Annotated in this window: 15 protein-coding genes and 2 tRNA genes; 10 read left to right on the forward strand and 7 right to left on the reverse strand. The window is 60.4% G+C overall.

Annotation, left to right across the window (positions count from 1 at the left end; all coding sequences use genetic code 11):
• The first annotated feature begins 60 nt into the window (after nt 1-60).
• From ACQB61_RS07715 to ACQB61_RS07735, 5 genes are all read left to right on the forward strand, one after another.
• Nucleotides 61-831: an SIR2 family NAD-dependent protein deacylase gene (locus tag ACQB61_RS07715; protein ID WP_430512158.1), complete on the forward strand. Its 771-nt coding sequence runs from the start codon at nt 61-63 to the stop codon at nt 829-831.
• Nucleotides 832-1001: 170 nt separating this feature from the next.
• Complete coding sequence (locus ACQB61_RS07720) at nt 1002-1586, forward strand: cold-shock protein (protein ID WP_162544514.1); 585 nt, start codon at nt 1002-1004, stop codon at nt 1584-1586.
• Nucleotides 1587-1841: 255 nt separating this feature from the next.
• Nucleotides 1842-2381 (forward strand): DUF192 domain-containing protein, encoded by a 540-nt coding sequence (locus ACQB61_RS07725; protein ID WP_430512159.1) that lies wholly within the window; start codon nt 1842-1844, stop codon nt 2379-2381.
• Nucleotides 2382-2505: 124 nt separating this feature from the next.
• Nucleotides 2506-2583: transfer RNA gene (locus tag ACQB61_RS07730), tRNA-Pro, on the forward strand.
• Nucleotides 2584-2761: 178 nt separating this feature from the next.
• Nucleotides 2762-3463 (forward strand): hypothetical protein, encoded by a 702-nt coding sequence (locus tag ACQB61_RS07735; RefSeq protein WP_430512160.1) that lies wholly within the window; start codon nt 2762-2764, stop codon nt 3461-3463.
• On the opposite strand, the gene ACQB61_RS07740 is transcribed toward ACQB61_RS07735, so the two are convergent.
• Nucleotides 3423-3932 (reverse strand): hypothetical protein, encoded by a 510-nt coding sequence (locus tag ACQB61_RS07740; protein WP_430512161.1) that lies wholly within the window; start codon nt 3930-3932, stop codon nt 3423-3425. The two genes, ACQB61_RS07735 and ACQB61_RS07740, sit on opposite strands and share 41 nt — an antisense overlap.
• Before the next feature lie 149 nt (nt 3933-4081).
• On the reverse strand, nt 4082-4309 hold the full coding sequence (locus ACQB61_RS07745; protein ID WP_430512162.1) for a hypothetical protein: 228 nt from the start codon (nt 4307-4309) through the stop codon (nt 4082-4084).
• Between the two features lie 351 nt (nt 4310-4660).
• Between ACQB61_RS07745 and ACQB61_RS07750 the strand changes: the two genes are divergently transcribed.
• Both ACQB61_RS07750 and ACQB61_RS07755 read left to right on the forward strand, forming a co-directional pair.
• A complete protein-coding gene (locus tag ACQB61_RS07750; protein WP_430512163.1) occupies nt 4661-4999 on the forward strand; it encodes an ETC complex I subunit in 339 nt (112 codons plus the stop codon).
• 131 nt (nt 5000-5130) lie between these two features.
• Nucleotides 5131-5207: transfer RNA gene (locus ACQB61_RS07755), tRNA-Arg, on the forward strand.
• Nucleotides 5208-5453: 246 nt separating this feature from the next.
• On the opposite strand, the gene ACQB61_RS07760 is transcribed toward ACQB61_RS07755, so the two are convergent.
• Entirely contained in the window at nt 5454-5621 is a 168-nt protein-coding gene (locus tag ACQB61_RS07760) for a hypothetical protein (RefSeq protein ID WP_430512164.1), read from the reverse strand.
• 619 nt (nt 5622-6240) lie between these two features.
• On the opposite strand from ACQB61_RS07760, the gene ACQB61_RS07765 reads away from it, so the two are divergent.
• Together ACQB61_RS07765 and ACQB61_RS07770 are read left to right on the forward strand one after the other, a co-directional pair.
• Nucleotides 6241-7074 carry an AfsR/SARP family transcriptional regulator gene (locus tag ACQB61_RS07765; protein ID WP_430514322.1) on the forward strand — a complete coding sequence of 278 codons (834 nt, stop codon included), beginning with the start codon at nt 6241-6243 and terminating at the stop codon, nt 7072-7074.
• The gene (locus tag ACQB61_RS07770; RefSeq protein ID WP_430512165.1) at nt 6990-8183 is read left to right on the forward strand and encodes a tetratricopeptide repeat protein; all 1194 of its coding nucleotides are present in this window, start codon (nt 6990-6992) and stop codon (nt 8181-8183) included. The genes ACQB61_RS07765 and ACQB61_RS07770 overlap by 85 nt, the downstream gene beginning before the upstream one ends.
• Nucleotides 8184-8225: 42 nt before the next feature.
• Here ACQB61_RS07770 and ACQB61_RS07775 read toward each other — a convergent pair whose 3' ends face one another.
• On the reverse strand, nt 8226-8534 hold the full coding sequence (locus ACQB61_RS07775) for a hypothetical protein (protein ID WP_430512166.1): 309 nt from the start codon (nt 8532-8534) through the stop codon (nt 8226-8228).
• 85 nt (nt 8535-8619) lie between these two features.
• Nucleotides 8620-8892, reverse strand: a complete 273-nt coding sequence (locus ACQB61_RS07780; protein WP_430512167.1) for a hypothetical protein — start codon at nt 8890-8892, stop codon at nt 8620-8622.
• Nucleotides 8893-9137: 245 nt separating this feature from the next.
• Between ACQB61_RS07780 and ACQB61_RS07785 the strand changes: the two genes are divergently transcribed.
• Nucleotides 9138-10586 (forward strand): YcaO-like family protein, encoded by a 1449-nt coding sequence (locus ACQB61_RS07785; RefSeq protein WP_430512168.1) that lies wholly within the window; start codon nt 9138-9140, stop codon nt 10584-10586.
• 246 nt (nt 10587-10832) lie between these two features.
• On the opposite strand, the gene ACQB61_RS07790 is transcribed toward ACQB61_RS07785, so the two are convergent.
• Nucleotides 10833-11381 carry a CAP domain-containing protein gene (locus ACQB61_RS07790; RefSeq protein ID WP_430512169.1) on the reverse strand — a complete coding sequence of 183 codons (549 nt, stop codon included), beginning with the start codon at nt 11379-11381 and terminating at the stop codon, nt 10833-10835.
• Between the two features lie 18 nt (nt 11382-11399).
• Nucleotides 11400-12236 carry a phosphodiesterase gene (locus ACQB61_RS07795; protein ID WP_430512170.1) on the reverse strand — a complete coding sequence of 279 codons (837 nt, stop codon included), beginning with the start codon at nt 12234-12236 and terminating at the stop codon, nt 11400-11402.
• Between the last annotated feature and the right edge of the window lie 141 nt (nt 12237-12377).

Raw genomic sequence — 12377 nt, forward strand, 5'->3', positions numbered from 1 at the left:
GTTCTGTTCATTGAACGGAACCAGCGTGACGGCCCGGCCTCAAAATGACAAGACACAGCAATGCCAAGACATATTGATGACCTGACCGCTGCGCAGGCTGCGCTCCGGGAGGTGTTCTCCGGCGGCGGGCAGATTGTTGTCCTGACCGGTGCCGGAATTTCAACCGAGTCAGGAATTCCTGACTACCGGTCTCCGGGAGGGATATGGTCCAGGATGGCGCCGGTTCAATATGCTGATTTCATTGAAGACAAGGCACAGCGTCTGGAAGACTGGCGCCGGCGCTTCATCTTCCATGGGGATTTCACCCGCGCTCACCCGAATGCTGCCCATCGTGCGCTAGCGCGGGAAGCGGAGGTCGGGCGGGTGCAGCTGGTGATCACGCAGAACATCGATGGGCTGCACCAGCGGGCAGGACTGCAGCAGGACAAACTGGTGGAGCTGCATGGCAATGGCACCTATGCCTCATGCCTGTCCTGTGGCGCCCATGCGGACCTCATGGCGCAGAAAAAGGTGGCTGACTGCGACCGCAGTCCACGCTGTGCGGATTGCGGCGGCCTCTTGAAGGCGGCTGTAATCAGCTTCGGCCAGTCGATGCCGGAGGAGCCCTGGCAGCGTGCTGTCGCGGCCTCGCGCAAGGCAGATGTCTTTATTGTGGTTGGATCATCGCTGCAGGTCTATCCGGCTGCACGGCTTCCGGAAATTGCAGTCGAGGCCGGGGCTCAAATGATGCTGATCAATCAGCAGCCCGGGCCTCTGGATGAACTTGCCTCTCATCTCATCCGGACACCGGCAGCTGCGACTTTTGATGTCCTGTTACCCGGGAAAAGTTGACAGGCATGCCATAATTGCAGTGGGCAAAGACTGAGAGGTTGTGGTTTGTTAACAAAAGGCACTGGCCGAGCCCCCTGTGAGTGTTATCCTTTTCTTAGGAATCAGAGAGTGGTGAGTCGGATGGTTCACCCAAATCTGACATAAGCGGCACAGAGATGGGGCTTGGACACATGGGGGCTAAGACGGCTCAGGATCCCCGGCTGATTGAGACGATGGCGGAAGACGCTGGCGTCGACGTGATCGAGCTGGCCGGGACGATCAAGTGGTTCGATATTGCCAAGGGATATGGCTTTATCGTGCCGGACAATGATGGCCTGCCGGACATCCTGCTGCACGTGACGTGCCTGCGCCGGGACGGTTTCCAGACCGCCTATGAAGGCGCACGCGTCGTTTGTGAGGTTCTCGACAAGCCGCGCGGCCTTCAGGCACTGCGTGTTCTGTCCATGGACGAATCCACCGCCGTACATCCTTCCCAGCTGCCGCCCTCACGCACCCATGTGCAGGTCGTGCCGGAAAGCGGTTTCGAACGGGCGACCGTCAAGTGGTTCAACCGCGTCAAGGGCTTCGGCTTCCTGACACAGGGCGAAACTTCCGAAGACATCTTCATCCATATGGAGACCCTGCGCCGCTTCGGCATCACGGAACTGCGCCCCGGTCAGGAAGTGCAGGTCCGCTTTGGTCAAGGCCCGAAGGGGCGTATGGCAGCCGAGATCCGTCCGCTCGGTGGCGGTGCTCACATTCCATCCTCTCACTGAGGGCTCGAAGCAGAACGGCGGTTTGCGTCGCGCTGCAAAGGAAATATCCGTCTGTTAATCCGGCGGGAATACCTTGCACCTAGGGTGCCGGGCGAAATGGAAAGGGCCGGGGTGCTGAGTTCAGGCACGCCCGGCTGGAAGACATACGCCAGAAGAAGCGATGCTTTCGATAAGACTGACCTCCTGCATTGGCCTTGTAGCGGCCTGGCGGGATTGGATATTGTATCAGTTGCGTATGAGTTTGGAGGGGAAGTAATGCGTATCGCCCACTTCACGGCGCCTTTGCGCGCCTTGAGCGTCCGAAGCACAGGTGCTCCGGCGCCTTGCTTGCGTGGAGCCTTTGGAATTGCCGTCAGGGCCGTTCTGGTTGGCATGATTGTTCTGGGAGCCGCTGCCTTTGCCAAGGCTGCCGGACTGCCCACTGAAAGGCTGTCGGTGGAAACCGCAGCAGGCCCGCAGGCTTTCACCGTGGAAATTGCCAGCACAGAGGCAGATCGGGCGACGGGCCTGATGAACCGCAAGGAAATGGCCGCTGATGCGGGTATGCTCTTTGTTTTTCCAGAAAGCGGCGAGAAGTTCTTCTGGATGAAGAACACCTATATCTCCCTCGACATGATTTTCATTGATCAGGCGGGCCGCATCGTTTCCATCGCGAAAGACACGGAACCTCTGTCCGAGAAGATTGTCTCCTCTGGTGGCAGTGCCCGCTATGTTCTGGAAGTGATCGCAGGCACTTCGGAAAGGCTACAGTTTGCGCCGGGACAGAAGGTTTCGGCGCCCAGCATCAAGCCTTGAATTCTGCAGCCGCTGTCCGCCCGGAAACTGGCGGTGCGCAACTGCACAGAGGGTGTGATTGTCCTGGCCTTCGGGCTTGACGCTGTGCAGGGGAAGGCGGTACACCCGCAAACATACCGGACGTCGGGGTATAGCGCAGCCTGGTAGCGCATCTGCTTTGGGAGCAGAGGGTCGCAAGTTCGAGATCTTGCTGCCCCGACCACTTTCTTCCTCCAGTTTACATGTTTCTGAAGTTTTGGATGTTCCGGCTGGAGCCTCCGCGATTTTGCTCGTCTTGCCGGTTCCTGCCCGGTTGCGGCGAGGCAAAGCTCGCTTTTTGCGTCCTTCATCGCTTCATGGTTGTGCTGCGGTTTCGCGGCATCTGAACGATGGGGAAACGCATGACCTTGATACTTCAGGAAGATCCGACGCTCGTCGTCGCTGGTGCTCTCGCCGTCCTCACCGGGCGCCTGCGGGAGCAAGGGGTGTCCTTGCAGGAAAGCACGGACTTTCAGGCCTTTGAAGAGGCGGTATCCCGGACCGATGACCGCTATCTGATGGAGGACTTTTCCATCCGCTTCGTCGATCTGCACGCAAGCCTAGCCTTCTGGGTTGGGGCCTATAACGGGCAGGGCGAGCTTGTGTCTGTTCAGGCCGCCAAGATTGATGACCTGAAGGACCGGAGCCTTGCCGCCTTCTGGCAACAGCAACAGCGGCGCCTGTTTGAAGACCCGCATAGCGGCGCAAGGCTTGGCACCGCCCACGCAGCGGAAGCATTCCGGATGCGCGGACGGATCGTCTATCACGGCAATCTCTGGCTGAGAAAGGACATCCGGGGCAGGGGCCTTGCCGAATTGCTGACGCAAACCGGCTTTCTGCTGGCGCTGCTCAAATGGTCACCCGACTATCTCTACGGCCTGATGGCTGAAGCCAATGCGATGAAGGGCTTCGGTGTGCGGGTCGGCTACAGGCACTTTGCGCCTGCCGGGACGCACTGGATCTCAGCCCCTTCTCACATCAGGCCCGATGACTGGCTCGTTTGGGCGACGCGGGGCGATCTGGTCACGCTGGCGCGGAGCCTTGCAGCTCCAACGCCTGAATGACGCCGAAATAGGCCAGCATCCGCACCGGAGAATCAGGCCTCGGGCGTAGAGGCATGATCAGCCTTTCATAGGCCACGTCATGCATGCGTCCACCCAGCCGGATGCCGGTGCGGACATAACCGTAGTAAGAGCCGGCATCCAGTGCGCTCAGGTAGCCCGCTGCTGCGGCTCTCTCAAGTTCGGGATCGGGCGTCACCAGCGCCTCACCGGGCTGCTCGCTCCAGATGCTGCCGAATAGCTGGACCTGCGAGGAAAGCCGCCCCGCATACACGATCGGTGGAGCCGTCCCGCTGGCATCCGGCAAGGCACAGAGGCTGAGAAAGGGCAGGTGCTTCTGCAGCTCCGGCCCTGTGACAGAGCCAGTCCTTCGCATGTCTTCATAGAAGTGAGACAGCCTGGGGTCCGCAAGCCCACGCTCGATTGCGCTGCTGCCTAGGTCGGCAAAGAGCTGTCGGGGTCTGGCGAGCATCGGGACCTGTCAACTTTCCTGAGGCACGCACCTCTTGGGCCGGGGCGCCTGCCATTAAGCCTGTTTACGTCCAAGGATGCCCTAGTCGCCTTTCAAACGGAAGTGTGAACTGAAAGCCATGCGTGGCTGTACGTATGAAGATCTGCGGCTCAGTCGCGCACCAATGTGCGCAGCAGCACTTCGATCACATCGCAAAAATCCTCGCGTGCTTCGGGGGACAGCTCCTCGGCGCTTGCGGCCTGGTAATCGACCGCAAGGATCATGTCCCAGACGATACCGAGCTCTTGCTGTTCCGCTTCGGCGCGCAAGCGGATAGCCCGGTTCCGGACCGGAGCGATATGCTCATGCTGCAACCTGGTCACGTCGAATTGGGGCATTACGCGTTCCCTGAACCATACGGGTGAGGCAGCCCCCGCTGATGGCGGCGTGCCCCGGATTGGCACGGCACATGCGCAATCCCTGAATTTCTGATTAGAATAGTTCCAGATGGTTACTTGTCATAGCAATCGAAAGTGAGCCCAGCGGTTGCAATTTGTGGCAAATCGCGTCAGCGATTGACCGGAGGTGCCGCATTCTGCTGACAGAGCCTGTGTCAAAACCGGTTGTGCCACGTCCGCAGTGCGCAAGTGATGTTGACATTCGCGCCGTTCCCGCAGAAAACAGCCATGAATGGCTGGTGCAGCGCCACGTGAGCGCTGCTGCCCGGAAAACACCGGCAAACCAGCAGCTTGCAGCAGGTATGCGAGACAGGACAGACACTATGGTGGCGCGAGATCTACCGGCCGGCTAAGACGGCCATGCAGTCGGGCAAGGCCAAGACGCAGCGTTGGGTGCTCGATTATGAGCCCGAAGTTGCGCGCAGCATTGATCCGCTGATGGGCTACACGTCGTCTTCCGACATGAAGCAGCAGGTGCGTCTCTTCTTTGAGACCTGTGAAGAGGCGGAAGCCTATGCGCAGCGCAAGGGCATCGCCTACCGCGTGGAAAAGCCGAAGGACCGCTCCATTCGCGGCGCAAGCTATTCGGACAATTTCCGCTTCGACCGGCACGCGCCCTGGACCCACTGAGGCGCATCTGATTGGATCGAGTCAGCCGGGTGCTGATGCTGCCCGTCCCGGCCTTCATGGCGGGGGTTGACGTGAATACCGGGCAAGGCCGCTCCTGCGGCATGCCCCGCGCGGCCTGATCCCGCGCAACCGGCCCCTTAGCTCAGCTGGATAGAGCACTCGCCTTCTAAGCGAATGGTCGCAGGTTCGAATCCTGCAGGGGTCGCCAAACAACCGCTCATTTCATTGATTTTGCTACAGGCATGACCGAGTGGCGCGCTGGCGCGGCTTAAAGCTTGTTCCGCAGGCGCTCGCTGTGTTTTTGAAGCCTGCCGTCGTCACAAACGACCGGGGCAGGCCTGTTGTCACTGGCCTGCCCCGGGAAAAAGGCAATATATGAAATTTGTCACGTTGCGAGGATGCCGCGGTTTCATGTTCAGACAGTCACCTGTCTGGGAATAGCCGTTGGCCTTGTTCAGCCTGCCTTTGTGCCCCGCAGCAGATCGCCCGGCGACAGCTTGGCGCGCAGCGCCTCATTCACATCGGCAGCGTCATCGTCCAGTGCGTTGGCCGCCATGGTCAGCAGATAGGCGCAGAAGGTACGGCCATCCTTTTCAGCTTCACGGCGGGTGAAGTAGATCATGCGCTTAAGGGACTCCGCAGACATATCCTGCATGGATTCATGACCGTGGAGTGCTTCTGCTGCTGATTCAGCCTTCGTCAGTCCTGCAGCTTTCGACATGTGCAACCTACCGTTCTTATGTTGACCGGTTCTCCGGCCTTGCGTGAAATACCCAGTTCTTGGGCGGGTGCTGAAAACCCGGTTCACGGAAATCCAGCCTGCCACGGCACCAGTACGTTGATCATCGGGTTGTAGCGTGAAATGAACGTGATAGGTTGACTATGATTGCGGTAATGCTGAAGAATCGGCACTCTTGAGTTGCAAGTTGTGCGGGTGCTCTGAGAAACCTATGCTAGTGCATAAGGAAAAATAGCAAGGGAATGGCAGAGGGCTCTAGTGCCCGCAGCAGAATTTCTTGCTTTTGGACCGGAGTGATTGTGGGACGAACGGCATGACGAGGTTGTTTTTCAGGACGCTCGGGGTACCGCAGCTTGAGGACAGCAGCGGAAGGGTGCTGAGCCTGAAGACCCGCAAAGCCTTGGCCATTCTTGGTTATCTGGTGCGCTGCCCCGGAGGAACCGAGACGCGCGGCGAACTGTCTGCCTTGCTGTGGAGCGACGGCGACCGCTCCCGTTCAGCCATGTCCCTGCGTCAGGCCCTTAGTCATATCCGCCAGGCGGAGAAAGAGGCGGGGCTGCGGCTGCTGGTGGCAACGCCTTCCACGTTGTCGTTACTGCGTGAAAACATCCAGACCGACATTGATGTGCTGACACGGGGCGTCGGCGGTGCAGATCCCGCTGAACTGGATCGTATCAGCTCGCTCTGGGCTGGCGATTTCCTGCATGGCTTTGATGTTCTGGACCCGGCCTTTGGCGAATGGCTTGCCGTCGAGCAGGCGCGGGTGCGTTCGGTCCTCAGCAAGAAGATAACCGAGGTTCTGGAGGAGGGCCGGGCCGGGATAGGACATGTTGCCTGTGTCAAGCGTGAGCGGCTCGCCCGGTTTCTCCTGCTGCTTGATCCTGCGAATGAATATGGGCATCAGGAACTGATATGGCATTTTCTCCGGCTGGGGCAGAAGGAGCGAGCGCAACAACAGTTTAGGGACTGTGCCCGGGAGTTGCGCACTCTGCTCGACATTGAGCCGTCGGCAGAAACCCGCCGTTTGCTGGAGGACGTGCCAGAGGCTACCGGTTTCGAGGGGCACCGGGCTGGGCTTGCAAACGCCTCAGGCACCATCACAGAGACCAGGCCGCAAAGTGTCATAGCCTTTCCGTCGGGCAAGTGGGCTGCTTCTGCACCGCCACCCGCCGTGGCGCTTCCAGCCGGCAGCGAGACTGGCCGGTTTTCTGCCGGGGAAGCATCGATGCCGCGCTTCCCGGCGAGATGCGTTTGCCGGTTATTTCGATTTCCAGCATGGCCTGGGACGAGACTGCAGGTGATGAAACGGCTTTTGCTGTGCGCGAAGAGGTCGTGACGGGGCTTTCGGCCTACCGGTCGTTCGAGCTCTATGAGGCCGCCTATTGGGCGGGCGATGGCAGCATTGCGCCGGTGCGTGTGGATGGCGGGGATCTGGGCAGTTTCCTGCTTCGGTTTCACCGGGACCGGACGCTCAACCGGCTTGGTATCCAGCTTGAGAACCGGACCAGTGGGCAGATCGCCTTCCATGAGCTGATTGATCTGGATCTCGTAAGGTCCAGCCACGAACTGCACGAAGCCGTCTACCGCACGGTCAGCCGCATTCATAGCCATATCATCGGCCGCCTGCGCCAGCGGCCCGGCCGCAGCCCCTTTGGCCGCTGGTGCCAGGTCGAGTCGCTCATTTGGGAATTCAATGCCTCTGCGGACCGCAAGGCTCTTGCCATCATGCAGGAACTGCAGACGAGTGATCCGTCTTTCAGTCTGACCTATGCGGGCCAGGCCTCCATTCTGATGAAGCAGGCCTTGTTCTATCCGACAGCCGAGACACCGCTGGCCGACGGGGAACACGTGCTGTCGCTGACCGAAAAGGCCGTGGCTTTGGATCCTTGGCAGGTGGTCAACCATCGTGTGAATGGCTGGGCTTTGATCCATTCCCGCCGGCCGGATGATGCCCGCCGCTCCTTTATCCAGGCATTGAAGCTCAATCCGCTCGACCCAATGAACACAATTTCAGCTGCGGAGGCCTTGGCCTATATCGGCGAAAGGGAACAGGCATTGAGAACGGCGGAGAAGGGATTTGACGGGCTGATCGTCACGCCGCGCATCGTCTATGGCTATCTGGCGAACGTGTTCTTTGCACTTGGTGATTATGAACGCTCGGCGGACTATGCGAGACGGGGGCCCTTCGACAATCTGCATGGTCTGGCGACCCGTTTTGCTGCGCTTTACCGTGCCGGACATACGCAGGACGCGGAAGCAGCGCGTGCCATGTTGTTGCAATGCATGGAACGCCAGCTTGGGGCGAGCAGCCGCTGGCAAACTTCGCGGCAGCTGCGGCAATGGCTGGACAGCGTCAACCTGTTCCAGGACCCGGAGGCGCGGGCTTCATTCGATCTGGCGATGAACAGTCTGCGTGAGACTGTCGGGCTGGTGCGGCACGCCTGATGGTGGAGAGAGCAGGGCAGCGTGAGATACCGCCAATCGGCATCAATGCACCTGACCTGCTGTTGCCCTCTGGCCAAGGCCGCTCTCGATTTCCCTCAGATAGGCTGCATCACCACGCGCCAATTTCTCGGCGTTGTACCGGAACGGAAGCACCACCTGCCGTGTATCGTCCGTCTCGACGAGTATCTTGAAGTCAAACAGCGCAGTCAGACTTGATGGCAGACCAGCTGCGGCCAGAACACCGGCCGGGTTGCGGCAGAGTGCTTCCCGCTTGTCCGGATCAGCTGCCGCCTCAGCCAGTACGCGGCCAAGCACCGGGATCTTCGAGGCTGGCAGGGGAAAGCGGGCCATGGCAACTGTCCTTTGAAGAGCTGCTGCAAGTTGGATGGACAGGTCAGCCCACGGACCTGGCGGGCTGACCTGTGTCCTCCCGGTTTTACTCCGGCAGGATCTCGTAAAAACATGCTCCCAGTGCCTTGCGGCCGAGCTCTTCGAAATAGCTCTCGTCGGCAGCGGCGAGGCGTGCCATGTCCACCGCAGCCGGAACAACCAGATGCACGGTGTCCGCGCTGTCCGCATGGACGGTGACGCCGGAGAGGTGCTTGGCGGCAGCGGCTGCAGCTTCGCTGGACGTGGCCGCATCATTCACGGTCTTGCCGATGAGTGCGCCGAGGGAGAGCTTGCTGTCGAGAATGGCTTCCTGCTTCATGACGAACCTCTTCATTCTGGTGTTTGAACTGCAGGCACCGGGTAAAGCGAAGCTCTTCCTGGAAACTGTTGTGTTCCAGGGGCGAAGGGCCTTGCCTGATGCTGGTGTCACGTGTTCCCGTCAGAAAGTCTGGCCGGGCTGCCGTTGCTCGATCAGGCTGCGCCGGACGGGGCTCTTCGGCAAGAGGCGGGCCGGAGCTCGCCAGCAATGCAACTCTTGAGCGGTGAAGGCTTGTGGACAAGGATGTGGCACAAAAAGGGGCATTTCTGCGCGCTGCCGAAAAGGCTGAAGCGGCGGCTAACGGGGGGCTGATAGCCGAGCTGCAGGGACATGACGTTGGGGACGGAATGGCGCAGGCTCTGGCCTTTCTCGCATCCTGCGGCCTTCTGGAGGAGGGCAGCGGAAGGCTGAGGATGGCGGAGGGCGTGCCGCCACAAACCTTGCGCCTGTTTGCCGGGTTTCTGGACCGTTTTGCGCCCCGAATCGCCTTTGCGCCGCTGGCGGACTGTCCGTTTCACGTTTGCACGGCCATGCCAGGTCCGCTGCCTGAGGGCTGGCGGCAAGAGGCTGTGCAGTCTCTTGTTTCACAGATTGCCTGCGGCGGGCAGGGGCTGCAGCGGCACCGGGCCGTCCTTGGTTGTCTCGGGGAGCTGGCGGAAAGGCTCAGCCTGATCGCGCAAGGACCAATGGACCCGCTCGTTCTGGAGCTGAACGGCGGGGATGAGGAGGATCTGGCTGCCGGGGCCTTCCTGCAGTTCAGTGCCGCTCAGGAGAAGGAGCTGGCCGCCCGGGTTCCCGCGCTTGCTGCGGTGTGGGAGGATCAGAAGATCGGCTGGAACCGGCTTTCCCGGCGCCGCATGCGTGTCACCTCTGCTTTCTCAGGTGATGCGGCACTGGTTCCGGCGCTTGTGGTTCTGCTAGGCGAGGGACGCAACGCCGGGATACCGGAGGTTCCTGTAGGGTCAACCCAAGGGGCGGCAGTCTGGACAGACACGGAAACCGCGGCCCGGCGGGCTATGCTGGAGCTTGCCGAACGGGACGCTGCCGGGATTTGGTGGCACAACCGGCTGGGGATAAACCCGTTGCCCTGGGCTCAGGTGAGGGAGTTTTTGCCTAAAATATGTGCTGATTGGCTGTCTGAGCGGGAACGCGTCACCCATTTTCTTTACTTGCCGGTTGACTTTTCCCTGCATGTGATAGCCGCAGTTTCCCACGGCGGAGAGGGGAAGTCCGGCGTGATTGGAGTGGCTGGCGGGCTGGAGCCAGGAGCTGTTCTTCTGTCTGCAATCGGAGAACTCGTACAAGGTGAATTTGCCCTGGAGCTTGCCGCCCGCACGTCTGGTCATGCCAAGGTGGGCGGAGTTCGATCTCCACTGCTGTCCTATGCGGGCGAGGATGTGCAGCAGGATCTGAAGCTGGGAGCGCCCATGGCCTCCGCCGCCAAGGGACTTGAAAGGGAATTTTCCTGGGAGGAGTTTGAAACCTCGCTGATGGCGCAGAACATCCGTGTCTGGCTTGCGGATTGTTCCAGAGAGGAGACCGGCCTTGCCTGTGTAAAGGCGGTCAGTCCGGATCTGTGCTCCTGGTTGCCACGTTTTGGCAACCCCCGGCTTTTCACCTCACCTGTCCGCTGGGGACTAAGGGACTTTGCCGCGGAGGAACCTGAAATTTCCGGACGGCCCTATCCGTTCTGAAACGCAGGGGGCCGCCTCATTTGCTGACCAGGCGGGCCGTTGCGGCCGGATGCGTGGAATTCCGGATGGCAGGGCGCTTGACAGACCCCGTCTGACGGCCTAGAAAAAACATGAGACTGATACTCCACTTTTGGAGCGGCGCTCTCACCGGCTTCGTGCCGGTTCCCCTCTTGGGGTCTCTGGAAACCAGACTTTAAAGGCGGGCTTTTCAGCCCGCCTCTTTTTTATTGCAGAGTTTGAGTGCTGTCAGCCCGGACGCCCATCTTCCTTGGGCCGGGCCAGGGTCATCACCCAGAAATGGCGCCACTTGCCGTTTGGACGGCGCACCCGCGAAATGCCGACCCTCGTCACATAGGGGTTGAGCAGGTTACGGCGGTGGCCAGCGGAGCCCTTCCATCCGGCCATGGCGGCATCAAGGCTGTCATAGCCGGCACCGAGGTTTTCCGCGGCCGCATAGTGCTCATAGCCATGACCGTCCAGGCGCCGGGCGAGGGCGATCGCCCGGTGCTCGCGCGTGTCCATGCTGTCCCAGCGCGCGATGTGATTGGCCATCCATGCCGAGATTTCATTCAGACGTCCGTCGGCCTGCAGCGGCGGCAAGCCGTTTTCGGCCCGGAAGCCATTCAGCCGTTGCAGCATCTCGTCCCGGTCAACGGAAACCGGATCAATTGCGACATTGCGATCAAATTGGCTGCCAGATCCGCCGCCGCAGGCTGCCAGCGGAAGTGCCGCTCCAATCAGGGCAAGGCGCAGAGCATCGCGGCGGGTGAAGTTTTTCTCTGCATTTTTCCTCAATTTATTGAAATAATTTCGTTATTTGCTGCCGGTCCACGTGATGCCCTTGTCTGCGAAGAACGGATAGGGCCCCGGATAGGCCTCTACATAGTGAAGATGGCTGGACAAACCAGCCTCCGGATCCAGCCGGTGCACAAAAAACGCAGGCGGTTCCATCACAAATTCGGCAGGGGCGTCCGGGGAAAAGTCCAGAACACAGGCATGCGCGGTGCTGGGGCACAGGGTCATTACCGTACCGGCAAAGCGCGTGATGATCGTCCGGTGTACATGGCCGCAAATCAGCCGCTCCACGTGATGATGCCGTGAAAGGACTGCCGCAAGCGCCTCGGTATCCGCAAGGCCGATCACGTCCATATGGGCGATGCCGGTCACCTTGGGCGGGTGATGCAGCGCAACGAGCGTGGGCGTGTGATCGGCTTCAAGCGTCTGGTCAAGCCAGGCGATCTGCTCCCCGCCCAACCGGCCATAGGGCTTGCCCGCAACGCTGCTGTCGAGGACGACGAGACGAATTCCGCCGATTGTGACCGCATAGTGCAGCTTGTCCCCGGTGGGGGCGTCCCCGACGCCCGGAAAGTCCGCAAGTTCGCTGCGCATGACCGCCGCAAGATCATGATTGCCCGGCATCACATAGACCGGGCAGGGCAGCTGGCGGCAGAGCTGGCGCAGAAGGGCATATTCCCGCTCATCCGCGCCGTCTGTGAGATCGCCTGTAATGACCACGGCATCGGGCTTCTGCGGCAGGGCGGTAATCGTGCGGAAGGCACGGGCTGCAAGCATATTGGTGTCACTTACCCTGTAACAGGCAAGGCCGCGCGGGCGCAGGTGAAGGTCGGTAATCTGGACAATCAGGGTCATCGGCCTCGGGTACTGTTCCATGGAAAGGGCGGGAGGACGATAGTGGAAACCGCGTTTCGCGCAAGTCTCAGGTTCCCCTTTGGATTGCTCTCCTGTAGGAAGCGGTGCAGCATCACATGGCTGGTGCAAACGGTTCCGGAA

Origin of the sequence: Pannonibacter phragmitetus, from assembly GCF_050510895.1 — a bacterium.
Lineage (GTDB): Bacteria > Pseudomonadota > Alphaproteobacteria > Rhizobiales > Stappiaceae > Pannonibacter > Pannonibacter phragmitetus_B.

Coding starts and splice junctions, on each gene's coding strand:
- ACQB61_RS07715 (WP_430512158.1), top strand. CDS start 61: ATGCCAAGACATATTGATGACCTGACCGCTGCGCAGGCTGCGCTCCGG.
- ACQB61_RS07760 (WP_430512164.1), bottom strand. CDS start 5,621: ATGATCTACTTCACCCGCCGTGAAGCTGAAAAGGATGGCCGTACCTTC.
- ACQB61_RS07725 (WP_430512159.1), top strand. CDS start 1,842: ATGCGTATCGCCCACTTCACGGCGCCTTTGCGCGCCTTGAGCGTCCGA.
- ACQB61_RS07765 (WP_430514322.1), top strand. CDS start 6,241: ATGTCCCTGCGTCAGGCCCTTAGTCATATCCGCCAGGCGGAGAAAGAG.
- ACQB61_RS07735 (WP_430512160.1), top strand. CDS start 2,762: ATGACCTTGATACTTCAGGAAGATCCGACGCTCGTCGTCGCTGGTGCT.
- ACQB61_RS07720 (WP_162544514.1), top strand. CDS start 1,002: ATGGGGGCTAAGACGGCTCAGGATCCCCGGCTGATTGAGACGATGGCG.
- ACQB61_RS07740 (WP_430512161.1), bottom strand. CDS start 3,932: ATGCTCGCCAGACCCCGACAGCTCTTTGCCGACCTAGGCAGCAGCGCA.
- ACQB61_RS07795 (WP_430512170.1), bottom strand. CDS start 12,236: ATGACCCTGATTGTCCAGATTACCGACCTTCACCTGCGCCCGCGCGGC.
- ACQB61_RS07745 (WP_430512162.1), bottom strand. CDS start 4,309: ATGCCCCAATTCGACGTGACCAGGTTGCAGCATGAGCATATCGCTCCG.
- ACQB61_RS07780 (WP_430512167.1), bottom strand. CDS start 8,892: ATGAAGCAGGAAGCCATTCTCGACAGCAAGCTCTCCCTCGGCGCACTC.
- ACQB61_RS07775 (WP_430512166.1), bottom strand. CDS start 8,534: ATGGCCCGCTTTCCCCTGCCAGCCTCGAAGATCCCGGTGCTTGGCCGC.